Origin of the sequence: Arthrobacter sp. UNC362MFTsu5.1, assembly GCF_000685965.1 — a bacterium.
GTDB lineage: Bacteria > Actinomycetota > Actinomycetes > Actinomycetales > Micrococcaceae > Arthrobacter.
Map to the genome: position 1 here is coordinate 24,760 of NZ_JMLE01000018.1, position 24,703 is coordinate 49,462.

Annotated in this window: 24 protein-coding genes and 1 pseudogene; 9 read left to right on the forward strand and 16 right to left on the reverse strand. The window is 62.5% G+C overall.

The features are described from left to right. Positions 1-157: 157 nt before the first annotated feature. The 12 genes from BS38_RS0116335 to BS38_RS0116390 all read right to left on the reverse strand — a co-directional run bounded on the left by BS38_RS0116335 (position 158) and on the right by BS38_RS0116390 (position 12,041). On the reverse strand, positions 158-1,639 hold the full coding sequence (locus BS38_RS0116335; protein WP_028271783.1) for an NAD-dependent succinate-semialdehyde dehydrogenase: 1,482 nt from the start codon (positions 1,637-1,639) through the stop codon (positions 158-160). 120 nt (positions 1,640-1,759) lie between these two features. Further along, positions 1,760-2,761 (reverse strand): ABC transporter substrate-binding protein, encoded by a 1,002-nt coding sequence (locus BS38_RS25395; RefSeq protein WP_051628966.1) that lies wholly within the window; start codon positions 2,759-2,761, stop codon positions 1,760-1,762. Between the two features lie 75 nt (positions 2,762-2,836). After that, positions 2,837-3,670, reverse strand: coding sequence for an ABC transporter permease (locus BS38_RS0116345; protein ID WP_028271784.1), 834 nt, complete (start codon positions 3,668-3,670; stop codon positions 2,837-2,839). After that, positions 3,667-4,506 carry an ABC transporter ATP-binding protein gene (locus BS38_RS25400; RefSeq protein ID WP_197024965.1) on the reverse strand — a complete coding sequence of 280 codons (840 nt, stop codon included), beginning with the start codon at positions 4,504-4,506 and terminating at the stop codon, positions 3,667-3,669. The genes BS38_RS0116345 and BS38_RS25400 overlap by 4 nt, the downstream gene beginning before the upstream one ends. Positions 4,507-4,513: 7 nt before the next feature. After that, positions 4,514-5,524, reverse strand: coding sequence for an ABC transporter substrate-binding protein (locus tag BS38_RS0116355; RefSeq protein WP_051628967.1), 1,011 nt, complete (start codon positions 5,522-5,524; stop codon positions 4,514-4,516). Between the two features lie 42 nt (positions 5,525-5,566). After that, on the reverse strand, positions 5,567-5,776 hold the full coding sequence (locus BS38_RS0116360; RefSeq protein WP_028271786.1) for a tautomerase family protein: 210 nt from the start codon (positions 5,774-5,776) through the stop codon (positions 5,567-5,569). A gap of 44 nt (positions 5,777-5,820) precedes the next feature. Then, positions 5,821-7,224 (reverse strand): MmgE/PrpD family protein, encoded by a 1,404-nt coding sequence (locus BS38_RS25405; RefSeq protein WP_043438968.1) that lies wholly within the window; start codon positions 7,222-7,224, stop codon positions 5,821-5,823. A 2-nt stretch (positions 7,225-7,226) separates the two neighbouring features. After that, a complete protein-coding gene (locus tag BS38_RS0116370; protein WP_051628968.1) occupies positions 7,227-8,003 on the reverse strand; it encodes an HpcH/HpaI aldolase family protein in 777 nt (258 codons plus the stop codon). After that, entirely contained in the window at positions 8,000-8,854 is an 855-nt protein-coding gene (locus BS38_RS0116375) for an SMP-30/gluconolactonase/LRE family protein (protein ID WP_028271788.1), read from the reverse strand. Before BS38_RS0116375 ends, BS38_RS0116370 begins: the two co-directional genes overlap by 4 nt. 140 nt (positions 8,855-8,994) lie before the next feature. After that, the gene (locus BS38_RS0116380) at positions 8,995-9,891 is read right to left on the reverse strand and encodes a LysR family transcriptional regulator (protein ID WP_028271789.1); all 897 of its coding nucleotides are present in this window, start codon (positions 9,889-9,891) and stop codon (positions 8,995-8,997) included. A 472-nt stretch (positions 9,892-10,363) separates the two neighbouring features. Beyond that, complete coding sequence (locus BS38_RS26505) at positions 10,364-10,891, reverse strand: DUF6036 family nucleotidyltransferase (RefSeq protein ID WP_156037158.1); 528 nt, start codon at positions 10,889-10,891, stop codon at positions 10,364-10,366. A gap of 157 nt (positions 10,892-11,048) precedes the next feature. Continuing rightward, on the reverse strand, positions 11,049-12,041 hold the full coding sequence (locus tag BS38_RS0116390) for an Lrp/AsnC family transcriptional regulator (RefSeq protein ID WP_028271790.1): 993 nt from the start codon (positions 12,039-12,041) through the stop codon (positions 11,049-11,051). A 146-nt stretch (positions 12,042-12,187) separates the two neighbouring features. Between BS38_RS0116390 and BS38_RS0116395 the strand changes: the two genes are divergently transcribed. Beyond that, a complete protein-coding gene (locus BS38_RS0116395; RefSeq protein ID WP_028271791.1) occupies positions 12,188-13,402 on the forward strand; it encodes an amidohydrolase in 1,215 nt (404 codons plus the stop codon). A 90-nt stretch (positions 13,403-13,492) separates the two neighbouring features. Next, entirely contained in the window at positions 13,493-14,803 is a 1,311-nt protein-coding gene (locus BS38_RS0116400; protein ID WP_028271792.1) for an MFS transporter, read from the forward strand. Between the two features lie 865 nt (positions 14,804-15,668). Here the strand turns inward: BS38_RS0116400 and BS38_RS25415 are convergent. Beyond that, positions 15,669-17,021: an MFS transporter gene (locus tag BS38_RS25415; protein WP_081818934.1), complete on the reverse strand. Its 1,353-nt coding sequence runs from the start codon at positions 17,019-17,021 to the stop codon at positions 15,669-15,671. A gap of 15 nt (positions 17,022-17,036) precedes the next feature. Further along, positions 17,037-18,077 carry an MBL fold metallo-hydrolase gene (locus BS38_RS0116410; RefSeq protein ID WP_051628970.1) on the reverse strand — a complete coding sequence of 347 codons (1,041 nt, stop codon included), beginning with the start codon at positions 18,075-18,077 and terminating at the stop codon, positions 17,037-17,039. Positions 18,078-18,180: 103 nt separating this feature from the next. On the opposite strand from BS38_RS0116410, the gene BS38_RS0116415 reads away from it, so the two are divergent. From BS38_RS0116415 to BS38_RS27900, 4 genes and pseudogenes are all read left to right on the forward strand, one after another. After that, positions 18,181-19,095, forward strand: a complete 915-nt coding sequence (locus BS38_RS0116415; protein WP_028271794.1) for a LysR family transcriptional regulator — start codon at positions 18,181-18,183, stop codon at positions 19,093-19,095. Between the two features lie 387 nt (positions 19,096-19,482). After that, positions 19,483-19,854 (forward strand): YidH family protein, encoded by a 372-nt coding sequence (locus BS38_RS0116420; RefSeq protein WP_028271795.1) that lies wholly within the window; start codon positions 19,483-19,485, stop codon positions 19,852-19,854. Further along, positions 19,851-20,081 (forward strand): annotated as a pseudogene (locus tag BS38_RS27895) (DUF202 domain-containing protein); the annotation flags it as partial. The gene BS38_RS0116420 and the pseudogene BS38_RS27895, both read left to right, overlap by 4 nt. A gap of 3 nt (positions 20,082-20,084) precedes the next feature. After that, entirely contained in the window at positions 20,085-20,213 is a 129-nt protein-coding gene (locus BS38_RS27900; RefSeq protein ID WP_331280056.1) for a hypothetical protein, read from the forward strand. Positions 20,214-20,294: 81 nt separating this feature from the next. Here BS38_RS27900 and BS38_RS0116430 read toward each other — a convergent pair whose 3' ends face one another. Next, the gene (locus BS38_RS0116430) at positions 20,295-20,834 is read right to left on the reverse strand and encodes a MarR family winged helix-turn-helix transcriptional regulator (protein ID WP_028271797.1); all 540 of its coding nucleotides are present in this window, start codon (positions 20,832-20,834) and stop codon (positions 20,295-20,297) included. Between the two features lie 261 nt (positions 20,835-21,095). On the opposite strand from BS38_RS0116430, the gene BS38_RS0116435 reads away from it, so the two are divergent. The 3 genes from BS38_RS0116435 to fahA are packed head-to-tail and all read left to right on the forward strand — an operon-like array spanning position 21,096 to position 24,426. Further along, positions 21,096-22,322: a homogentisate 1,2-dioxygenase gene (locus BS38_RS0116435; RefSeq protein WP_028271798.1), complete on the forward strand. Its 1,227-nt coding sequence runs from the start codon at positions 21,096-21,098 to the stop codon at positions 22,320-22,322. Further along, complete coding sequence (locus BS38_RS25420; protein WP_051628972.1) at positions 22,319-23,203, forward strand: hypothetical protein; 885 nt, start codon at positions 22,319-22,321, stop codon at positions 23,201-23,203. The genes BS38_RS0116435 and BS38_RS25420 overlap by 4 nt, the downstream gene beginning before the upstream one ends. Continuing rightward, a complete protein-coding gene (gene fahA / locus BS38_RS0116445; RefSeq protein WP_028271799.1) occupies positions 23,200-24,426 on the forward strand; it encodes a fumarylacetoacetase in 1,227 nt (408 codons plus the stop codon). Before BS38_RS25420 ends, fahA begins: the two co-directional genes overlap by 4 nt. On the opposite strand, the gene BS38_RS27160 is transcribed toward fahA, so the two are convergent. After that, complete coding sequence (locus BS38_RS27160) at positions 24,410-24,583, reverse strand: hypothetical protein (protein ID WP_156037159.1); 174 nt, start codon at positions 24,581-24,583, stop codon at positions 24,410-24,412. The two genes, fahA and BS38_RS27160, sit on opposite strands and share 17 nt — an antisense overlap. Between the last annotated feature and the right edge of the window lie 120 nt (positions 24,584-24,703).

Sequence of the window (24,703 nt, forward strand, 5' to 3'; positions counted from 1 at the left end):
TTCAGCTATCAGTTGTTGGAGGCTTCGCCAATGGTCGGTGGGCTGATCGCCCGTGAGAGGAGAAGATCTCCCTGTGCCGGTTTTGACGCGCCAAGGCCCCCCATCGTTGCGAGAATGGAGGGCCTTGGCTGTCTTGGGCCGGGCAGTTGCGGCGGTTTTAGGTGGCGTAGGGGTCGGCGATGCCGATGTACTGCGTGTAGAGGTATTCCTCGATGCCTTCGAGGCCGCCTTCACGGCCCAGGCCGGACTGCTTGACGCCGCCGAAGGGAGCGGCGGCGTTGGAGATGACTCCGGCGTTCAGGCCGAGCATGCCGGTCTCGAGTTTTTCGCCCATCCGGAGGCCGCGGTTCAGGTCCTTGGTGAAGACGTAGGCCACCAGCCCGTATTCGGTGTTGTTGGCAAGGCGCACGGCGTCGTCTTCGCTGCTGAAGGTGATGATCGGGGCCACCGGTCCGAAGATTTCCTCCGAGAGGATGCGGGTGCCTTCGGTGACGCCGGAGAGGATGGTGGGCTGGTAGAAGTAGCCCGGGCCTTCCACCGGTCCGCCGCCCAGGACGGCTTTCGCGCCGGAGGCAACGGCGTCGGAGACCAGTTCGTGGACCTTGTCCCGGCTCTTGGCGTCGATCAGCGGGCCCACCTTGGACTCCGGCTCGGTGCCGCGGGCGGTGGTCATCTCCTTCATCTTCGCGGCGAACTTCTCCGCGAACTCGGCAGCGACGGATTCGTGCACGATGAAGCGGTTGGCGGCCGTGCAGGCCTCGCCCATGTTCCGCAGCTTGGCCAGCATCGCGCCGGCGACGGCGGCATCCAGGTCGGCGTCGTCAAAGACGACGAACGGGGCGTTGCCGCCGAGCTCCATGGACGTGCGCAGGACAGTCTCGGAGGCGTCGGCGAGCAGGCGGCGGCCCACTTCGGTGGAGCCGGTGAAGGAGAGCTTGCGGAGCCGGGCGTCCTTGATCAGCGGGCCGGTGGTGGCGCCGGCGCTGGAGGAAGGGATGACGTTCAGAACGCCGGCGGGCAGGCCGGCTTCTTGCATGACGGCGGCGAAGAGCATCGATGTCAGGGGCGTGAGTTTCGCCGGCTTCAGGACCATGGTGCAGCCGGCCGCGACCGCCGGGGCGATTTTGCGGGTGGCCATAGCCAGCGGGAAGTTCCACGGGGTGATCAGCAGGCAGGGGCCAACCGGCTTCTTCGTGACCAGCAGCCGTGACTTGCCGTCCGGGGACACGGAGTACCGGCCGAAGGCACGGACAGCTTCCTCGGAGAACCAGCGCAGGAACTCCGCACCGTAGGTGACCTCCCCCCTCGCTTCGGCCAGGGGCTTGCCCATCTCCAGGGTCATCAGCAGGGCGAAGTCCTCGGCACGCTCAGTCACGAGCTCAAAGGCGCGCCGGAGGATCTCGCCGCGTTCACGTGCAGGGACCTTTGCCCAGGATTCCTGCGCGGCATCAGCCGCATCGAGGGCGGCCATGCCATCCTCGCTGCCGGCGTCTGCGATGCTGAGCAGGACTTTTCCGGTGGCAGGATCCTCGACGTCGAATATTTTGCCGGTAGTTGCCGGCCGCCATTGGCCGTTGATAAGCAGACCGGTCGGGACGGAGTCCAGGAGATCGAGTTCTTGGATGGCGGGAACAGACATTGTTTTCCTTGGTGTTCCTTGATGGATGACTGGTCCTGCAGGACGCACTGGTGCATGCTGCAGGTACTAATGGACGGAGCGTCCTGTAAGGAGGCTGGGGCGTCTCTGGCCCCGACTGAGTCAGCTGCTGGTGGCAAGGTATTGGGGGTCGTACAGTTCGCCGGCTGCGGGGATATTGGTCAGGGAAGAGTACTTCTTTGACAGGTCCAGCCAGCGGTTCAGACCATCAGTGTTAATAGCAGCATCCTGGGAGTAGGCCGATTTCGCGCGGTCAAACGAAGCCTTCGCGTCCTCAATGCTGACCTGCGAGTCCTCGGCCAGGATCTTCGTGGCATCCTCGGGATGGGCCACGACCCACTGGGCTGACTCCGCGGCAGCAGCCATAAACTTCTTGACCGTCTTGGGCTTGGCCTTGAGCGCCCGCTCACTGGATGCAAATACCTGGGCGGGCATGTCCGGGAAGTCTTCGCCAAGGACGCTCAGCGGGTGCATGCCTGCAGCCTCCGCTTTGATGTCGAAGGGCGGGACCAGCATGGCCCCGTCGACTTGTCCGGTCGTCATGGCAGCGAACTTTGCAGCCATTGTCCCCGTCGCGACGAACGTGACCTGGGAAGCATCGACGCCCTGGGAGTCCAGGTACGCGCGGGCAAGAACTTCCTCACCGCTGCCCGGACCAACAATCCCTACCTTCTTGCCGACGAGATCCTCCGCGGAGGTGATTCCAGCGGTGGTTTCCAGCCGGTACTGGACCTGGTTAAGGAGGTTGCCGATCATCGTCATCTTGCTGCCGGCAGCGGCAACAGCAACGACACCCTCAGGCAGCATGGCCGCGACATCTGCCTGGCCACTGGCAACTGCAGCAGCCGCCTCCGCGCTGGACTTGACCTTGACCAGCTCGACTTCAAGTCCGTGCTTTTCAAAGATCTTTTGGTTCTGTCCGGCAGTTACGGCAAGGAACGAGCTTCCCGTAATGGAGGAGACCAGCGTGATCTTCTCGGTTGAGCTGCCGGAGCTTGAACTCCCTGACGGGCTACCACAGGCGGTGGCGGTCAGCAGGGTGCAAGCCAGGACAGCGCCGAGCAGTCTGGCCATGTTCGGTCGGCGGGACAGGTTGCGGAACATGGAGTCTACTCGTTTTCTGTAGATAGGAATCTGCACGTCAGAAGATGGGCGGGCACGTGCCCGCCCATCTTTTGTTTACTCGCCGAGGACGGGGGTCCTCCATGGAGCAAGTTTGCGCTCCAGTACCTTGATGAGAGCCATGATGATCACCGAAACAACCACCATGATCAGAACACCGGCAAGGTACCGGGGGGTGTTGAAGACTTCGGCATCGGCCCTGATCCGGTAGCCAATGCCTTCTGTGGCGGCGATGTACTCACCGACCACAACGGCGATCATGCCCTTACCGATGGCGAGACGGAGCCCGGTGACGAAAAACGGAACCACAGACGGGAAGATGACGTCCTTTTGGATGGCCCACCCGTTCGCTCCGAAGGATTTCGCCGCTCTCATCAAGGAACCGTCGGTGTTACGGACGCCTTCCATCATGTTGATCAGGACGGGGAAGACCGCCAGGATAGCGACGTTGGCGACCTTGGAGCCGATGCCCAGCCCGAACCAAATGACCATCAGTGGGGTGAGGACGAGGATGGGCGTGGAGTACAGAGCTGTCACGACCGGGTCGAAGGCCCAGTAGAGGCGCTTGGACGTTCCCAGCAGGATTCCGAGGGGAACGCCGATGCCGAGGGCAATCATCATGCCCAGGAGGAATTCGAGCCCGGTTACCCTCAGGTCCGACAGCAGCGGCCCGGTGGTCAGAGAGAGGAACCCGTCCCAGATGACGGAGGGGTGACTGAAGAACAGAGGATCCCAGAGGTTCATGTTGCCGGCGATTTCCCAGGCCGTGAAGATTCCAATCACGGTGACTACTGGCAACCAGCGCTTTTCGTTTTTCTTCAGCCAGCTGGGTTCCGGCCGGCGGACGGGACCGCCGGGAGAAACCGGGGCCGGTTTGGTCATGGTGCTCATGGCTTCTGCCCTTCTTCACGTGCCTGGACCGTCAGGACTTCGCTCTTGAGGTGATCCCAGAGGAGATCTCGTTGTGAGTCGTAGCGTTCCCGGTACTCGGCGGACGTCTTGGGTCCGAAGTCCGGGCGGACTTCATCGCGGATGGTGCCCGGCCGGGCGGTCATCAGCAGTACACGGTCAGACATCTGGAGTGCCTCATCCAGGTTGTGCGTGACGAACACGACGGTGCGACGCTCTTCAGCAACGAGCTTGAGAAGATCTTCACGGAGGAGCTCGGCGTTTTGGGCATCGAGTGCACCGAATGGCTCGTCCATCAGCAGCAGCCGGGGCTGGACAGCGAAAGCGCGGGCAATGCCGACCCTTTGCTGCATACCACCCGAGATCTGATGAGGGTAAAGATCCAATGCGTGGGTCAGTCCCACGCGATTGATGTACTCCCTGGCCAGCTCCAGACGTTCCTTCTTGGAAAGATCAGTGCGGCGGTAGTTCAGGCCCAGCAGCACATTTTCCCGGACTGTTTTCCAGGGCATGAGCGCAAAATTCTGGAAAACCATCGCCCGTTGTTTAAGCGTTTCCTGCACAGTGGATCCGAAGATCCGCACGGTTCCGACGTCCGGGCGTACGACACCGTCGAACATCGAAAGCAGCGTGCTCTTTCCGCAACCGCTGGGCCCGATCAGCGACACAAATTCGCCTTCGACGACATCGATACTGATGTCCTGGAGGATAACTTCCTTGCCGTACCCGAACGTGACGTGATCGACCGAGATCGCGATGTTATCGGTGCCCGGCATCGTGGCTGCAGTCTCCCGTGCTTGGGGGGATGAAGTAGTCATGATCATCTCACTTTCCCGGAAGGTACTGGCCGTCATAGACGTCGGCGATGGCTGGGATCTTGGGCAGAGCGGCGTACTTTTCGGACAGTTCAAGCCATTTGGTGAGGCCTTCATCGCTGACGACGCCGTCCAGGGAGTATGCGTCTTTTGCCCGGTCGAACGATGCCTTAGCATCTTCGGGACTGATTTGAGCGTCGGCGGCCAGGATCTTGGTGGCGTCCTCGGGGTGGTCGACGACCCATTGGGCTGACTCGGTGGCTGCTGCCATGAACTTTTTCACGGACTCCCCGTTCGCGGCCAGGGATCGGTCGCTGGAGGCGAAGACCTGAGCGGGAATCTTAGGGAAATCCTCGCGGAGGATGCTCAGGGGGTGCATGCCCGCGCTCTCGGCCTTGAGGTCGTAGGGCGGAACCAGCATGGCTCCTTCAATCTGCCCGGTCGTGAGGGCAGCCAGCTGCGCCGGCTGCGGTCCGGTGGCTACAAAAGTCACCTCGGAGGGGTCTACTCCATTTTCCGCCAGGTAAGCCTTCGCAAGGATTTCTCCGCCGTTGCCGGGCCCGACGACTCCAACCTTCTTTCCGGCGAGATCTTTGGCGGACGTTATGCTGGCCGGAACTTCAAGCCGATGCTGGACTTCGTGCAGGAGATTGCCGACCATCTTCATTTTGCTGCCGGCCGCCACAACGGCCACCACCCCTTCAGGGACCATGGCAGCGATATCGGCTTGTCCGCTGGCGACAGCGGCGGCAGCTTCAGCGCTGGACTTGACCTTGATGAGTTCAATTTCGACGCCGTGCTTCTCAAAAATCTTCTGGTCCAGTCCCGCGGTTACGGCCAGGAAGGAACTGCCCGTGATGGATGAAACCAGAGTGACTTTAGTACTTCCGGCGGTGCTGCCGGGTTCTGCGGCCGGGCTTGTACCGCCGCAGCCGGTGGCAGCAAGGGCCAAGGCGGCCATGGCGCCAACCAGGCCAACCGTTCGACGGGACATGACGGCAGATTTGAGGTGATTTTTCATACCAAGTGCTCCTTTGCGCATGGTGATGGTTGAAGTTCCGGGTTACTTCGCCGCTGCTGGGGCGGTGTCCATGTCGCTGAACAACACGCCTCCCCGGGCGAGGTCTGTCCGCTCGATCTCAAAGAATGTGATCCGGACACCCTCGGGCTTGATCCCCAGTGCCGAGACGGCTGCTTCGGTGATTCCGCTGACGAGTTCGCGGCGCTGGTCGAGAGTGCGGCCCTTGAAGATTTCAATCGAGATGTTAGGCATGTCAGTTCTTTCTGTTAAGTGTTTGTGTTCGGCCGGCTGGTCGTTTACACGTTGGCCGGTGTCCGGCCGGCTAGTTTTGATGATTCGCTGAAGAGGCTTCGGATCCGCGGCGTCTGGTCAAGTGACCACAGGTGGCGGCTGAGGGCCTCGGGGTCCCAGGGCGTTGTCGAGTAGCCAAGGCAGTCGTTGAACTTTTCCTGGATTTCCTGATCGGTGAGGGGATCTAGGGTGAAGCCGTGAGGCATATCGGCTCTGGTGCTGGTGCGGTTGCCGTCGCTGAATTCGACGTCGACGGTGGCGTACCAGCGTGTGAACTCCGGGGCTCCGATCGGCGGGACGGGGTTCTCGTGGGTTCTGACCTTTCGCAGCAGTTGCTGCAGGTCCGGGCGCTGAACAGTGCAGTCCGTGAACGTATTAAGTGACGGCGCTCCATCGCTCAGAGCCGCAGCTACGGTGTACTCCAGGCTGAACTTCGCCTGCAGCCCCGTCTCGGGCAGGTGATGAATAGGTCCGACGAGACCCGTGGGCTGAACAGTGACATCCACCGAGACGATGGATTCCGGGTCGAGTCCTTTACCCCGCAGTTCGGCGGCGGCCCGCGCCGCCGGGTGAACCGCGTAGCAGGCGGGAAACGTCTTGACGTTCAGTCCCCTGGTTATAACGGTCCAGCGTTCTTCCAGTACCGGCTCCACCTTGGTCAGGTCCGGGTTGACGCCAAAGACGTGGAAGAACCCGAGCGGTGCCTCCAGCTGGTCCGGGTCGGCGTCATAGCCCCTTACTGCGAGGTCGACGGCCAGCACGGCGTTCGAAGCCGCCAGGCCGGCGTGCAGCGGCTTGGTGATGAAGCCACAGTTCTGGCGACTTCCGCCAGCCATTGATGCTGCGATACCGAGGGCGTGGCGGGTCTGCAGCAGTGTGAGCTGGCGAAGACGTGCCACCGCTGCTGTCGCCCCGATAACTCCAACGGTGCTGGTCGCATGCCAGCCGTTTGCCCAGTGGGCGCGGACGGGCAGGCCGGCGGAAATGGCACACATGACCTGGTGGCCGATGACGTAGGCGTCCAGAATGTCGCGGCCTGACGCGTCCGCTGCCTCACCGGCTGCGAGGAGGGCGGGGATCAGAACGACGCTGGGGTGGCCGTTGGTGTCCACCAAATGGTCATCGTAATCGTCGGCGTGACCCGCCGTGGCATTGAGCAAAGCCGCCGTGTGCGCCGGCGCCATTTCTCCGGTCGCCAGGACGGTGGCGCCGTGGCCAGCGCTTGGAGGGGTCATGACGGCTTCCATCAAGGCTGTGGAGGCGATGTCATGGGTTCCGAGTACGGCGACGGCCACAGTATCGACTAATGCACGGGTTGCCATATGGCGGGCTGCGTCTGTGATGTCGGTTGATTCGGTGCAGATCGCGAACTCGGCGATGGACCTGGTGATCTTCGGTGTTTCGCTCATCGTCAGATCACTGCTCCTGTCATTGTGCGTGCCGAGCGAAGCCCGCTCACCGCGGTGGACATCAGCCGTGACTGGGCAGAGAGGAGAAGGCCGGCACCGCGTTCAATTGCAGCGGCGGTTTGTTCAGGGTTGCTGGCGGACATGCCAACAACTTTTCCTGCTGCCAGGGAACGGGTCACGATGTCCTTGATGACATCCTGGACGCGGTCATCGAGGACTTCACCGGGAATGCCGAGACTCGCTGACAGGTCAAACGCGCCGACGAAGACGGCGTCGACAGCCTCGGCTGCGAGGATGTCATCGAGCACCGCGACAGCCTCGACACTTTCGATATGGACGATCAGGGCCACGCTGTCCCGGGTGTCTTTGGTGAGCTGCTGGTAGCCGCCGGGGTAGTGGCCGAAGTTGCTGTTGCGGCAGCGGCCAAGTCCCCGTAGGCCCTCCGGTGCAAAGCCGCAGGCCTTCACGACGTTGTCGACATCCTGACGGGAACGGACGTGGGCTATCTGCAAGGCTGCCACTCCGGCGTCGAGGTATCTGCCGATGCTTTCCGGGTCCGCTGGTGTCTTGACGACAAGGGCACCGCCGCCAGCCTTGCAGGCCCTGGCCAGGTCGACGATTTGCGGGCCGGTCACGGACACGTGTTCGGTGTCGACGGCGACTCCATCGACGCCAAGCTCGGAAAGGAACTCTGCAGCTGAGGGCTCCGGGAAGTCCAGGGTGGTGACGAAGACGGGAGTGCCCGACAGGAGGCGGGACCGGAATGCGTTGGGGCTCATGACTGGACGGACTTACGGAAAGGGTGCAGCGGGAGGCCGGCGGCGGGCCAGTCTGCTTCGAGGACCTGGCCGTTGTCGGAATCAGTCACAGCCAGCTTTCCGGAGGACGAGATGGCGACGTTGGTGTACTTCTGGCCGTCTCCGATTTTGATGACCTCCAGGAGGGTGCCTTCGGGACTGTAGACCTGCAGGTCGCCGGGAGCCGTTCCGGTGATGGCGCCGATCACAAGGTTTCCGTCGACATCCCAGGCAAATCCATCCGGGCGTCCGTGATCAAGCTGGACATGCACTTCGGGCTCGCCGAGACGCTCGCCGGGAACGAACGGGAAGCGCAGGATGCGTCCCTCCCCGCCCTGAGCGACAAAGATGCTGTCGTTGTCGGCGCTGAAGCCAATCCCGTTGGGGAACCAGTCGACGCTGAGCAGCAGTTGCGCTTCGCCAGTGGTGATGTCGACGCGCCACAGCCGTCCGTCGTCACGACGGGGGCCGCGGGTGGGGTCGGTCACGTAGAGGTAGCCGTCCGGGCCGAAGCAAAGGTCGTTGGGGTAGATCGGGTCAGTGGTGAGCGTAACGACGGTACCGTCGGGGTGGATGGCTTGGACTCCTCCGGACACGCCTTCGGTCCGGTTGGCCGGCCACTGTCCGCCATTCTGGGCCACGTAGATGATGCCGTCCGCGCCCTCTGCGGCACCGTTCGGTCCTGCTCCGGTTCGTCCAAGCACCTTCGTTGTGCCGTTCGAAGTTTCGTAGACGACGCCCTGGTCGATTGAGACGAAGGCCAAAGTGCCGCGCTGAGTGTAGACGGGGCCTTCGGTAAATCCGACGCCTGTGGCAACGGTCTGAAAATCCATGAGTAATCCTCGGGGGTAATTTTGGGGGCTGGTCAGGAGGGGGATTCCCTGTGACGAAGCTGACAAAACAACCGTAAGTCCGAGTGATACATCGAAACAACCGATTAGAGCCGATCAATCGATCGACTGGTTCGGATGATCTATTTGGGGATTTGCCCGCTCTTAAACTGGCGGGCCACAGCAATGGCCGCCTTCACGGCCGGCGAATCACTTTCAGGCGACCAGGCCATGTGAAGGGCAATTTTCGGTAAAGGACCCCTGAGAGGAACAAACACCACGTCCCGACGAGGGGCATAGCGGAAGGAGTCTGGCTGAACAGAGACGCCAAGTCCCGAGGCGATGAGTGCGAGCTGGGTAGCCATATCGTGGCTCTCGATGATGCGGCGTGGGCTGCACCCGTGCCGGTAGCAGGTGGCGATGAGAACGTCATAGAGGTCGGGATTGGAGATACGCGGCCAGTAGACGAAGTCCTCCCCGTCAAGGTCCTGGACCTCAAGGAATTCCGCAGCTGCATGCCTGTGCGTAGTCGGCAACAGAGCCGTCAGCGGCTCCTCAAGCACCTTCTCCAACCGGACCCCACGTACGTGCTGGACGCTGCGCACAAAGCCCAAGTCGATCTGGCCCTGCGATAGCTGGCGCAACTGAACTGCCGTGCTCAGTGACGCAATAGTGATCTCAAGGTCCGGGCTTTGACGCCGAAGCTCCTTAAGGAGGTGCGGCACCAAGTAGTTCATAGCGGGACCTACGGCGCCGATGCGCAAGGTTCCCTGCCGGCCGGCAGCTACCGCAGAAACCTGGCTCTGAACCCTGTCCAGTTCATCCAGAAGCCGCTTGGAGCCTTCGAGGAGGGCTTCTCCCGCGGCCGTGAGCTGCACGGATCTGCTGGTCCTGGATAGAAGTTCGGTCCCGAAGTGAGTTTCAAGGGCACGGACCTGATCACTAACCGTTGACTGGGAAACCCCCAGATGCCTCGCGGCCTTACCAAAATGGAGATCCTCGGCCACAGCCGAAAAGACCCGTAACTGCTTGAATTCCATAGTCTTGAGCCTAACCAACGCCTACCGCAATCAGTGCGCGCCGTGGGACAGGGCATTTGCAGTTCTGTCGCTTCCCGCGCTGGGAAGCTAATCAATTCGCCCCCTATGTGCACGCCACGTCCGATTTCCAACCCTTCGTGGCATCTGAAGAACGTGCACGACCAAGGCCCGATTGAAGTCGGCAGAGGTGGAGCGGTCTATGGTGTAGCCGGTCTACAGGTCCCGTACGCCGCCGACCCGTCTGGTTGGGGCACACCCCAATCTGACGTTCGGGCCGTCTGACATGAGAAGACTCCCCCGTGGGCGGTCGATGGGTCTGCCTCTCTGTGCCGGCAGAGTCATAACAGGTGACATCCCACCGTTTGTCCCGAGTGGGTGTCATCAATTCCTGGTGCTTTGGCCTGTCTCGAGCATTCTTGAGCCGAAGGACCATGCTTTCCTTGCCCGCGGACTGTCAGGGTGGGATCTGAGATTATCCGCAGCGGCTGTCAGTAAATCGATTCTGGATATTATTCTGGCGCAATGCTCCGCTTGAAGTCGGCAGATATGCCCTTCTTTTCAGCTCGTCAAGGCCGGCGGCCCAGGCAATGGCGTTCCGTTGCCCGTAATCCAGCACATCGATGTCCTGATCGCTCTGGACAAGGGTCAGATCGATTGATGCCAGCCGCTGCTGCAGGACTACTGGGTCAATCAGCCGTGCGTCCACTAGTGCGCGAACGAACTCGAAGTCCTTTTCGCGGTGTGCCATGAGCTTCGCCGCGCATAGGTCATGGGGGTCCCGACAGAGTCCTGTGGCGTGGTTCGTGGCTTCGCTGCGCACTCCGACCAGGCGGTATTCCCAGTCCGGAGGCAGGATCGCGGTTCTTTTGCCGACCCCTTCGATGTAGAAACCGTAGGTTGCATGGAACTCCGACCACTCCCCCACGTCAAAGCTGAGCTGATCGCTCAGGGCATCGGCGTCCGCATCACGCATCGGCGCGATGTCAATCTCCGGGGACATCGTGGCCGCAAGCTCCGACGAGGGGCACATAGTGATACCGGTGCTGAGCCCACCGCCAGCTCAGATCAAGACTGTCCGCCTGATGTCCGCGAAGCGCAAACGGTGGGCGCTGGCCGGGTCATGGACCGGAAACCCGACCAGCCGGCATGGGTTTTGCTCAACTGCTGACAATCACTTCACCGGTGGCGGTGGAATCCTCGTTCAGCATCCATCCCGTTCGTTTGTGCGTTCTGACCCCGACGTCGGACTCGATGACTTGCACAGCCGGTGCAGCCTGCTGGAGGCCGGCTTCCACGTCGGCGATAGCACCGGGCGTCCGTAGCCAGAGATAGAACGTCAGATTGGCATCTCCGGTTGTGGCGGCACAAAGCCTTAAGGTTCTGTGAGAGCGCAGATAACTTACTGCCGCCTCCAGCTGGCCGGGCGGTACGCGCACGTACCATTGGCAACCTATGGGGTAGCCGGACCAGTCCTGGGCGAGTTCGCAACGCAGCGCCAGGAGGCCGGTCTCACATGCCTGGCGCAAGTGTCTTGTTACCGTGGTGGGATGGGTGCCCGTTTCGGCTGCGATCTCGACCGCGGAGGCTCGCCCGTCCCGTGCCAGCACGGTCATTAATTGTGGCAAAGTTGGAGGCGTGGCGCCGGGCGGACGTGTCACACCCGGATGCAAGGCAGCGAGCCGTCGTTGCTGCTCAGGGGACAGCACATCCAGGCGCCAGTTGTTTCCGGCAGAGTAGAGCCTGGTCGCCAGCGTCACTTGGCTGCGCATAATGTCAGGATCAGTGCGCACTATGGGCAGCACATCCCGGGCCACCTGTTCCCAACTGCGGGTGAGAACGGTCAGCCGGAGGTCCCAGGCCCGTGCCGCTTCCTCCACGGTTCCGATCTCCGGGACAGCGCACAGGCGTTCGAGTACCTGTGCCCGGTGCCCGGAACGGCATTCGAGGCCGATGAACGTGACACACCCCTGGCCGTCAGCGGTGCCGATATGGCCTGTAATCCAAGCCTGTCCGTCCGCACGCAGCCGTTCCCAGCGGGCGGCAAGGGTTGCCGGATGCCGGCGGAGCACGGACCCGAGTTGGGTCCACGTGGCACGGGGAGCGAGCTGAAGAGCGTGAATCAGTTCAAGGTCATCAGGAGGAAGCTCCATGCAGGATCCTTCGGTTTAGAAGCGGTGTTGTGCAATTTTCTCACGTTATTGAGCGCTGGTCGGGGTAAGACCGTCACACTCAAGGGATCCATTTTCCAGCGAAAGGGCCCGCCGTGGGACGTCCCGCTTCCTCCGCCGACCTGACCATCGCCCTGCGCGATGATGCAGCCGCCCTGGCTGGCGAGATTGCCAACCTTCGCCACCGCCTGCACCGCGAGCCGGAGGTCGGGCTGGACCTTCCGCGCAGCCAGGAAAAAGTCCTTACCGCTCTCGATGGGATGGGCTATGAAATCAGCACGGGTACCGACACCACCTCTGTGACGGCCGTGCTGCGGGGAGCAGCAGGATTGCCGACCGGAGAATCGGTGCGTCCGGTGGTGTTGCTGCGTGGTGATATGGACGCCCTGCCTGTACAGGAGAAGACGGGTCTTGCGTATGCCTCCGAGATTCCCGGGGCAATGCACGGCTGTGGCCATGACCTGCACACAGCGATGCTGGTGGGCGCGGCGAACCTGCTCGCGTCCCGGCGCGACCAGCTCTCCGGCGACGTCGTCCTGATGTTCCAGCCCGGCGAAGAGGGCTTCGACGGTGCCGGAGTCATGATCCGAGAGGGCGTCCTGGATGCCGCCGGGCGCCGTCCGGATGCCGCCTACGCGCTGCACGTCATGAGCGCCCTCGGCGACAGCGGTGCCTTCCTTTCCCGTCCGGGCTCCGTGATGAGCTCCTCGGACGGGCTGGTCGTGACCGTCCATGGGGCAGGCGGGCACGGTTCAGCACCGTTCGCTGCCAAAGACCCCGTCACGGTCGCCGCAGAAATGGTGCTGGCGCTGCAGTCCATGGTCACCCGCCAGTTCGATGTGTTCGACCCTGTCGTGATTTCCGTTGGCGTGCTGCAGGCCGGAACCAAGCGCAATGTCATCCCTGACACGGCCCGCTTCGAAGCCACCATCCGTTCCTTCTCCGCCCAGGCCAAGACACGGCTGAAAACCTCAATTCCGCGGCTGCTGGAAGCCATCGCGGCCGGCCACGGGCTGGAGGCCACGGTCGACTACATCGAGGAGTACCCGGTGACCCTCAATGACGGGACGGAGTCAGCCTTCGCGCGGCACACTGTCGAGGAACTGTTCGGCTCAGGGCGCTACAGCCAGCTGCCCCATCCGCTCGCAGGTTCAGAGGACTTCTCCCGCATCCTGGCCGAGGTCCCGGGCGCATTCCTGTTCCTCTCCGCCGTCCCCGACGGCACCGACGCTGCCGCGGCGGCCTACAACCACTCACCGTTCGCCGTCTTCGACGACGCCGTCCTGGCCGACGGAGCCACACTTTACGCACGTCTTGCCCTCGATCGCCTCGCCTCCGCCTGAGCCTGGCGTACCTTCCCTGCCCCCTCACAGGAGACTTCCATGTCCACTCCCCGCCCCAAGACCGCCAAACAGGCCGATGGGTCCACCCGCATGAGCCCGCCGCAGCGGTCCCGAATCCTCAAGACGCTGATTGGCACCGGCGCCGGGAACGCCGTCGAATGGTACGACTGGGCCATCTACGCCACGTTCGCCTCCTTCATTGCCTCCCAACTGTTCAGCAAGCAGGACACTTCAAGCGCCTTCCTCGCAACCCTGGCAATCTTCGCCGTCGGGTTTGTCGCGCGCCCCCTCGGAGGTTTTGTCTTCGGCTGGATCGGCGACAAGGTAGGCCGCAAGGCCTCACTGACGCTCTGCGTCGGTCTGGCCTCGCTCGGCTCCCTGGCGATCGGACTGACCCCCACCTACGACTCGATCGGCGCCGGCGCGTCCGTCATGCTGCTGATCGCACGGCTGATTCAGGGCCTCGCGCATGGCGGGGAGCTTCCAAGCGCCCAGACCTACCTGTCAGAAATGGCACCATCGTCCCGCCGCGGCTACTGGGCATCGCTGATCTACGCTTCGGGCACGGTCGGCATCCTGTTCGGGACCCTGCTGGGCGCGGTCCTCTCCAGTGCCATGCCGGAATCGGCCATGGCCGCCTACGGCTGGCGCATTCCCTTCCTTCTCGGCGCAGCCTTCGGGCTGGTCGCCCTGGTCATGCGATACCGCATGGAGGAGTCCGAACTCTTCAAATCCGAGACCGCCGCCCATGACGTTGTCGTCCCCGGCCGCCCCATCCCAGCCCACCGCAGCCTATTCTCCGATCTTGCCCGGCACTGGCGCCAGGCCCTGCAGGTCATCGGCCTCACCGTGGGCCTCACTGTCGCCTACTATGTCTGGGGCGTCTCAACCCCCGCCTACGCCATCAACGTCCTGAAGATCGACGCAACGGAAGCCCTCTGGGCCGGCGTGGCCGCCAACACGGTCTTCATAGTTGCCCTGCCCCTGTGGGGCCGGCTCTCAGACCGGATAGGCCGGAAACCGGTCCTCCTGATCAGCGGCATAGGCAGCGCGCTGACCTTCTTCCCCGCCACCTGGTTCGTCCAAAACTCGGCCATACAACTGGGAATCGCCATGTCTGCAATGCTGGTCTTCATCGCCGGATCCGCCTCCATCATGCCAGCCGTCTACTCGGAACTTTTCCCCACTGCCGTCCGCACCATCGGAGTGGCAATCCCGTACGCACTCTGCGTGGCAGCCTTCGGCGGCACCGCCGCATACCTCCAAGCCGGGTTCAGCATCTGGTTCGGCACCGGCGGCCCCACCGTTTTCGGGGTGTACACGATCGTCCTGCTACTGATCGGCGCCGCCACAACCCTCTCGCTACGCGAAAGCCGCGGCATCGACCTCAGCACCCGGTAGCATTCCACCCCTGCCCGCACGACAATGACGGGACCGCGAGAGGCGCCAGGCGTGCTCAAGCACGGAAAGGTTCTCTGAACTCCGAAAACAATGATCGACCGGGACCCGCGCACCCCGTCCGCCGGATACCCGCGGGGAGCCGGGTGCCCAAGTGCTTGAACCGGCCAGTCCGGTCTGCAAACAAGCTGCGGCGAGGTACCCGAGATGGCCGCCACGGCCATCGTCTATCGCAACGCAGCGCGACGGCGAGTTTAAGTACACCACGAACCGCTGTTCGCCTAACTTGGGCACACCCAGATCTGACATCGCAACGTCCCTGACCAAGGGGTATGCCGGTACGGCGGAGCTGCCACTTGTTCTCCGACGCGCGGCGGCCCAGCCACAACATGCGCCATAACCACCCACTGCCCCAACCGGACTACTAAAGTCCAGATTCTTAGCGCGATTTCGACTGTTCTCGAGCTTCCCTACGCCAATTGCCGTCCCTCCGGTTGTAAGGGTGGGATCTGAGAACCTCATAGGTCACTGTCAATAAAAAGGAATTTCACCCTGCTCTGACGTCGACGCACGAAGGCCAGCGGCTGCAGCCTCGAGTGATGAGAGCCCGAGGACAATAGGCCGGAGTGATATCGATGAATGACTAACTGCCACTTGACGCAATCCGCAGTATCCACCTTAAACAAAGGGTGGCAGAAGTGGCCGCGAGAACTCCTTGCAAGCGACGCGAACTGAACCGTACGGCAGCGCGCCTGAACGGGCGACAGCCGGCACCCCCGTAGAGGGGTGCCGGCTGTCGTAGGGGCTGCCAGGGAATGCCGGGCGGCGGGGCTCCTGGTCAGGTGGTTTTGGCTGGCCGCGATGGCAGCTAGTGGATAAGTTCCTTTTTTGCAGTGTCTTTGTTGACAAGCAGGACCAGGAGAACGACTGCCATGATGCCTCCCCAAAAGAGGGCGACGGCGTGGAAGGACCCGGTCTGGATGACCAGCGTTTGGGCTATGAGCGGTGAAAGTCCAACGCCGAGAGCCGAAGCGCCTTGAAAGGCCAGGGATGCGCCGGTGAAGCGGACCGCGGTGGGGAAAAGCTCGGCGATGTAGGCGCCCACGGGCCCGAAGAGCAGTCCCTGGACTATTCCGTTGCCCAGCACGACGGCGATCCCGAAACCGGTGAGGGTTCCGCTTTCGAACCAGGAGATGATGGGCAGTGCCAGGACGAGCCCAAGGATGGCTCCAGTTGCGATCACGTTCCTCCGGCCATATCGGTCGCTGAGGCGTGCAGCGGCAAAGGTCATGACCAAGGTCACGAGGGCGCCTGCGGCTTTCCAGTTCAGGACACCGGTGTTGGGTGCGCCCGCCTCGGTCGCTACGGAGACGCCCCAGACCGTGGTCAGGCCCTGGGTGACTGCGAAGCCCAATGCGACCAGGAGGGCAACGGCTACGGCCTTGGGGTGCCGGGTGAAGACCTCCATTAGGGGGAGCCGGCGTTTGGCGCTTGCTTCCTCAAGCTTCACGAAGAGGGGGGATTCGGAAACTTTGACCCGGATGACCAGGCCCACGACAACCAGGACCGCGCTGAGCAGGAATGGGATGCGCCAACCCCAGACGAGGAAGTTTGGACCGGTGAGGGCCGCGGCGCCCGATAGGGCAAGTGTGGCAAGTATTGATCCGGCGGGTCCGCCTGCGGTGGCAAAAGAGGTAGCGAAACCGCGCTTGTTCTTTGGTGCGTGTTCCAGGGCCATCAGTGCGGCCCCGCCCCATTCGCCGCCTACGGCAATGCCTTGGACGAGCCGTATGACGGTCAGGATGATGGGCGCCGCGATACCGATTGTCGCTGCTGTCGGCAGGAAGCCGATGGCGAGGGTGGCGAATCCCACCATCATCATAGAGAGGACCAGCATTTTCTTCCGTCCGATGCGGTCCCCGAAGTGCCCGAAGAGTGCCCCGCCGAGGGGGCGTGCAAGGTAGCCGACTGCGAAAGTGGCGAAGGATGCGAAGGTCGCCAGGGCCGGGGGCATGTTGACGAAGAAGACCTTGTTGAACACTATTGCCGATGCCGTGGCGTAGAGCAGGAAGTCGTAGTACTCCACAGCGCTGCCGATGAAGCTGGATGCAAGAATCCGCTTCATCTCCGGCGTCGTCAATGACGCCTGCAGCTGTGGTTCGTTCAGATCACGGGGGGAACTCGATTGCACGGTGGCTCCGGAGGTATCGGGCTTGAGCATTGTGTCTCCTGGGTATTAAAGGTCAAAGGGGATGACGTCGAGGTCATTGGGGAGGAAGAATTCGCCGTCGAAGTTCTCCTGGGCGTCTTTCCAGACGAGGGGATCAGCCGTTCCGGGCACCAGGTGATGCAGGGCCAGGCGCCGTGCGCCTGCCTTGTTTGCTATGCGTGCAGCGTCCGCTGCGCTGGTGTGGCTCTTGTAGTGGTGGTCCCTTGCGGCAATGGACGTAGGGTCCTTTTTGCCTGCATAGAGCCCGTCAATGTAGTCGAAGTCGATGGCTTCGTGCAGCAGAAGTCCGGTTCCTTCTGCGAGGGTGGACATGTTGGCGGTCGCCGCTGTGTCCCCCGAGATTGTCACGGATCCATTGGCTGTCTGGAACCGGAACGCGAAGGCAGGTGCAATGGGAGGGTGTTCGACAAGAATGGCGGACACCGTCACCCATTGATCGCGGAAGATGACAAACGGGTCCATGTCCGGAGTGGGGTTCTCGTTGGGGTGGTACCCGATGCCTTCAGGGATCGTGATGTCGGTGGCCGTGAAGAGCTGGTGTGGTGAAGGGCGCAGTGAATCGATGATCCGGTCGTTGAGATCTGTCGCGTGGGCCTTCATGAGGGTGGCGAAGGTCTCCCGCGTCCCGGGGGTGGGTGATTCCGGGGCAATATAGGCAGGCATCTTTGATGCACGCGGGGAAAGGGGCGGCAGCATGCCCCGGTCCCCCGGGCCGAGAATCTGGACCGGGTTCCCCATGCGGGAGCCGAGCTCGTAGAGGCCGAACAGTGCCAGGCTTCCGAGGTCGATGGTGTGGTCCGAGTGGAGGTGCGTGATGAAAATTCCGCGCAGGTCCTTGAAATCGAGCCCGGCCTCGTGGATACGACGGCCGACGCCGTGTCCACAGTCGACCAGGTAGAACCCGCCGTCGACGACGACTGCTGTTGATATTCCGCAGCGGTCAGAGAGGCGTCCGCGTTCCCACCATCGAGGGCCCCCTGCGGTGCCCAGGGTGATCACGTGGTCCCGCTGGGTCCGGCCGTTGTCTGTGGTGGCATCGTTTGTCATCGTCACTCTTCCTTGAATGTCGTACAGGGGTCTGTATCCATGGTGAGCTGAGTCATAACATCTGCATAGTCGAATAATATGAAGTACGGCATAAGGAGAACCGATGGCAGAACCGACGATCCGGCAGTTGCAGTACTTCCTGGCCGTCCTGGACCATGGGTCAGTGACGGCCGCGGCCAAGGAATCGCACGTGTCGCAATCGGCATTATCGATGGCTTTGTCCCAGCTGGAGGCAGCGTTCGCGGAGCCGCTTTTTACACGCAGCAAGGCTCAAAAGGTCGTACCCACCCCTGCGGCTCTGCGGTTGGCACCGCATGCGAGAAGTGTCATTGAGACGATTGAGCAGGCTCATGCTGCGGTAAGTGAGGAGAAGTACGTGCTACGCGGCCTGCTGCGCGTGGGGTGCCTTACGACGCTTTCCCCGAACCTGATGCCCGCACTGGCACAAGCATTTGCCGACAGATACCCGGGTATCGCTCTGCGTATATTTGAAGGGGGTGCCGTAGAGCTTCAGGACATGGTCCGGCGGGGCCAGCTGGATGTGGCTTTCCTTTACCGGCGGTTGTTGGAACACGACCTGGCACGCCAGGACCTGGCCAGGGCAACCCTGCACGTCATGTTGCCTGGTAATCATGTCCATGCGCAGGCAGCTTCGGTCTCTGTCCGCGACATCCTTGACCTCCCGCTGATTTTGCTTGATATTCCACCGACCGCGGACGCGATCCTCGGAATTCTCATGGGACTGGGCGTGGATTCGCCGCCGCGGTTAAGGTCTTCAAACATCGAAACGATCAGGGGATATGTGGCGCTTGGTCTGGGCTTTTGCCTCACAAACACTGTTCCCAGTCACCGGATAGGGTTCGGGGACCGTACCGTCGCGTATGTCCCACTTGCCGATCCTGTGCCGCAGAATGCCATTACCGCCGTTACTTCGGCAGGGCATGCGCCTTCGGCCAGGACCCAGATAGCTATCGACCTCGTACGGGACTATCTCCAAGTCCGCTTCACTAGAGAATAGGCTCAGCAGCCGATCCGAGGTTTGGGAGATAATCTTTTCTGGTCGGGCCCTGTCCACTCGGGAACCTGGCCGCCCTCAGCCAGGATGGCAGGAGCGGATTTGCGGCAGACCTGGGATTACCGCGAAGCTTGGGTTGCTGCCCCTTGTCAAACGATGTCAGGGTTGACCATCGTGGCGGCGCCGACGAGTCTGGGGCCAATACAGAGAATGAAGCTGCTGAGGGCGCCATCCCAGTTTGCTGCTTAGCTCGACGCAGACACCTCGTAGTACGCCCTGAATGCCGCGTTCAGCGCAGAAGGCCCCAACGATCAGGTCTAAGCGCTGCGTGAAGAACAGGGATCGTGCGTTACAAACCCGGATAATTTCAAGCCCGTGAAGGGAAACACCGTGAAGAAGGCTCTTGCCCGCGAACCGCGCTGGCGACGAGAAGGCCAGATGCCGGACTACCGATTCTCTCTTGCCAATGAGCGAACGTTCCTGGCCTGGATTCGGACTGCGATGGCTATTCTGGCGGGGGCAATTGCCATCGACCAGCTCACCCCGCAAATCGCGCCCTCTCCAGTACGGGTCGTACTGTGCCTTGCGCTGGCGGGTATCGGGGCCCTCCTGGCGGTGGAGGCTTACCGGCGATGGTCGCTGCAGGAGCAGGCAATGCGCCATAACCAAGAACTGCCACATGCATGGCTGCTGGTGGCCATGACAGCGGTCGTTGCAGCTGCAGCCGTGGTATTCGCAGTCCTCATCCTCTTGGCACGATGAACGCGCACAGCGGCCAAAGGCTGCAGCCCCCGGACCCGGGGCTGCAGCCCGAGCGGACGTCTCTGGCGTGGCGTCGCACCTTCCTGGCCCTGCTGGTGGCGGACTTCTTTATCTGGCGCGCGTGGCTGTCTACCTTGTCACGTCAGCCAGCAATTCACCCACCGAGTTCCTTGGGGTTAGGGTTGGCATCCGCTGCGGCGGCGGCGGCGACAATAGTCTTCGCCGTTTGCGTGCTGGTCAGAACCGGCAGCCTGCGCCGGGCCAATGCTGCGCCGCCGGCCCTGCTTTTGCGCGCTGCTGCGGCAGCCGTCCTCGTCCTGGCCGCCTCGGTCGCAGTTTCCGTCGCCCTCTCAGCCTGACCCTGTCACATCGCGGACGAGTACCCTGAAGGCCCACGGCAGCTGGCGTCAACGTTGCAGCCAAAGTGGAAGGTCCCGAAGTCAGTGCCGCGCCCGGCCGCCGAAACTCGTTCGGTGCTGCATCAACTTCTCAAGGAGCCGGGCCAGCACTGCAACCTCGCTCGGCTCCAGCGCTTGGGCCCACTCACTCTCCCGCTCGTTCTGGGCCTGGAAATCCCTCCTGACCACTTGAACACCCTCCTCAGTCAGTGCAAGGCTCACCTGGCGGCGGTCGCTCCGGGACGGCGTCCGAACAACCAGCCCGCGTCCCTCCAAGGTGTTAACCAGGCTGGAGACTGCAGCACGGCTCATCCCGGTCTTTACCGCCACCTCACGGGGATTAAGCGGACCGCAAACCCACAGCGCCAACAGCAGCCGGAAACCGGACCAAGTGCTCCCGGCCGGCCGGTGGATACTGGCTTCAAAGTCGTACGTCACCGTGCTCGAAGCACGGTTCAGCGACATCATCAGCCTGTTCGCCTCCAGATCCGCCTCGGGGAACTCCTGTTGCATCCGCTCCTGCGCGGCCTCAACAAACGTCCAGTACTCCGGCAGCCACGCCGTCTCATCGCCCGTTTTCATGGACCGGACTCTACCCGACTGTAGATAATCAAACTATTGACTATCTAAAGTTGAATCACCTAATGTGGGTGTCATGCCGCTCATCCCACCCAGGCACAAAGGAGTGACCATGGACCATCCAGGAGTCCTCAGACTCACCAGCGCCGGCACGAACTGCCAGGGCTGCCTTCCCGAGACCGGGCCGTCGTCGTCCGCCTGCCCCCTGCCCTCTCCACAAACCCCCCTCACCCGACCATCGGCCACCGAAGGAAGGAACTAGCGATGCCCTATTACCAGCAGCTCGGCTCTGTGCCGAAGCACCGCCACACGCTCTTCAAAGACGAGTCAGGCGCCATCCTGTATGAGGAGCTGATGGGTGAAGAAGGTTTTTCTTCCGATTCCTCGCTGCTCTACCACCGGCACATCCCCTCCGGTGTCATCGGCAGCCGCGTGTGGGAACTCCCGGACCAGACCCTCACCCCCAACCACCCCCTGCTCCCCCGGCACCTGCGGCTCCATGACCTTGGCAGCGCCAGTGATCCTGCGACAGTTGACGCGGTCACCGGGCGCCGCCTCGTCATGGGCAACGGCGACGTCCGTCTCTCCTACGCGTGGGTCGGAAAGACTTCACCGCTGTACAAAAACGGGCTCGGGGATGAATGCGTATACGTCGAAAAGGGCAACGCTGTCGTTGAAACCCAATTCGGTGCCCTCCCGGTGGAAGAAGGCGACTACATCATCATCCCCCGTGCCACCATCCACCGCTGGGTGATCGCCGGCGGCGATGTCGTCCAGCTCTACTTCATGGAGGCCAACAGCCACATCGGCCCACCCAAACGATACCTGTCCAAGTACGGCCAGTTCCTTGAACATTCCCCGTACTGCGAACGCGACCTCCACGGACCAAGTTCGCCGCTCCTTGCCGAGGGCACCAATGTTGAGGTCTACATCAAACACCGCGGCGCCGGACCTACCGGAGTAATCGGCAGTATCCATATCCTGCCGACCCACCCCTTCGACGTCGTGGGCTGGGACGGATGCCTGTACCCCTTTACGTTCAACATCAGGGACTACATGCCCATCACGGGGAAGATCCACCAGCCCCCACCCGTGCACCAGGTGTTCGAAGGCCATAACTTCGTCATCTGCAATTTCCTGCCGCGCAAGGTCGATTATCACGAACTTGCCGTCCCGGTCCCGTACTACCACTCAAACGTCGACTCGGATGAAGTGATGTTCTACGTTGCAGGCGACTACGAAGCACGCAAGGGTTCCGGCATCAACAAAGGGTCGATCTCACTGCACCCCGGCGGCCACCCGCACGGTCCCCAGCCCGGTGCGATCGAAGCCTCGGTGGGTGTCGAGCGCTTTGATGAGACCGCGGTCATGGTGGACACATTCCTCCCACTGCACCTCGGCGAGGCAGGCATGGCAACCGATGACGGAAAATACGCCGAATCCTGGACTCCGGGCCACGAGTGGACCGGCGGCAAATGGAGTAACTCGTGACCGCCACCGAATCACTGTTCCGCCACTTCTTCGACGACGCCGCCACCTTTCCCCCCGGCCTGGCACCCCTGCGGCAAGCAATCGCCGACGCCGCCGGCCGACGCGGCACGGTCACAGCCGGCACCGTCGGCCCCTCCGTCATCAAACTGGAGGACGTTACTGAGGCGCACCGTCTCGCTCAAGGCCAAGGGATCACCACTGCCAATCCCCTGCCCCTGGCGATTGTGGTACCGGCCGGCGCCTTGGACGCCGCCCTCACCGCCGCCTCAGCCGCCGCACCCATCCTGCGGCTCGAAGCCCTGGAGCTGAAAGTCTCGGAGCCCCACTCCGGAACCTGGCGCGACGAGATCCACCGTGCGGCAGCGCAGGCAAACGTACCCGTCTATATCGAGCTGAGCCCGGCCCACCTTGGCCAGGGCGGAATCGAAATTCTGGCCGAAACCGGGCTCCGCCTGAAATACCGCACCGGCGGCCTCGTCCCCGACGCGTTTCCCACTCCCGAACAACTCGCCCGGGTGCTCGCCGCGACCGTACACAGCCGGGTACCGTTCAAGCTGACAGCCGGGCTCCACCGGGCAGCCAGATATACAGACGCGGCGACCGGATTCACCCACCATGGCTTCCTCAACATCGCCCAGGCCGTCGACGCGGCAATGGTCGGGGCCAACGAGACTACGCTTGCCGCCATTCTCAGATCCACTGACGAACAGGCGATCGCTGCATGGGGTCGGCACTCCAACGGCGCATGGCGCACGCTCTTCGGATCCTTTGGAACGTGCAGCGTGTCTGAACCGCTCGAATCCCTCGCTGAGCTTGGCCTTGTCCCCTCTGACTGGGCACCGGCCCGTCAACCCCAGACCATCCAGGAAGTCCACCCATGACCACTGCCGCAGAAGCCTACGCAACCCCCGGGTTTGGGGTTGAGAACCTCCCGTACGGATCGTTCACCGCCCCTGATGGATCCGGGCCGGTCCTTGGCGTCCGCCTCGGCAACCTGGCCGTACCCCTCGAACGGCTCCTCGACGCACCCGGGATCCCGGCGCCATCGGATGCCATCCGCAGAACCCTGGCCGCGCCGAACCTCGACCTGCTCCTGGCCGCAGGCCGCCAGTCGTGGACCGACGCCCGCGTCTGGATCACCGAGGCCCTCACGGCCGAGGGATCAGACTCGCCGGCCCGGGCCGCCTCACACCCCGTTGAAGCAGTCACACTGCACCTGCCGTTCACCGTCGCCGACTACGTTGACGGCTACGCCTCCGAACATCACGCATCCAACATCGGAAAAATGTTCAGGCCCGACCAACCACCACTGCTGCCGAACTGGAAGCATCTCCCCGTCGGATACCACGGCAGGGCCGGGACCATCGTGGTTTCAGGAACCCCCGTGCCCAGGCCCAAAGGCCTGCGGCCCGAACCTTCCGGGACCCCCAGCTTCGGCCCCTCACGACGCCTGGACATCGAAGCGGAGCTCGGATTCGTGCTCGGCGGCACAGCCCCAGCCGGAGAAGTGCCACTCACCCAAGCCGCAGACCACCTCTTCGGAGTGGTCGTCTTCAACGACTGGTCCGCCCGGGATATCCAAGGCTACGAATACGTACCACTGGGCCCATATCTAGGGAAATCGTTCGCGAGCTCCGTCTCGCCCTGGGTCGTCACCACCGACGCCCTGACAGCAGCCCGCGTCGGGCCACCGCAACGGGACATGCCACTCGCGCCCTACCTGGACGACGACAGCCTCGAGAACTGGGGACTGGACATTACCCTCGAGGTCCTTGTCGACGGTCGCACAGTATCCCAACCACCAGCGAAAACTCTTTACTGGACAGCCCCGCAGATGATCGCACACATGACCGTTAACGGGGCCAGCCTGCGCCCGGGCGACTTCATCGGCTCCGGCACCATCTCCGGCCCGAACGTACACGAGCGAGGGTCCTTCATGGAACTCTCCTGGGGAGGCGCCGAACCATTCACGCTCGACAGCGGCCGGACCATGACCTTCCTTGAAGACGGCCAATCCATCACCATCAAAGCCACGGCCCCAGGCCCCAACGGCACTGTCATCAACTTTGGCGAAGTCGAGGGACGCATCACACCAGCATCCTGAAAACTATGCGCTTAGACGGCAGGGAAACTCCAACGTAGGCAACATCGACATCGTCTTCGCCCAAGTCGAGCGGATCCACATCGATGACCAGGTCCTCACCCTCGATGGCCGACTCGACATCCAGAAGATCCGGCCGCCGGCAGGAATGAGCTACCACGATTACACCTCCATCACCGAGACCTTCGAGATAAAGATCCCTTAGGCCTCCGACGACGAAGCCTAGGGCCTCAGTGGCCCAGCCCGCCTGACAGCCCACCCCCCAAATCCCCCGTGGTCC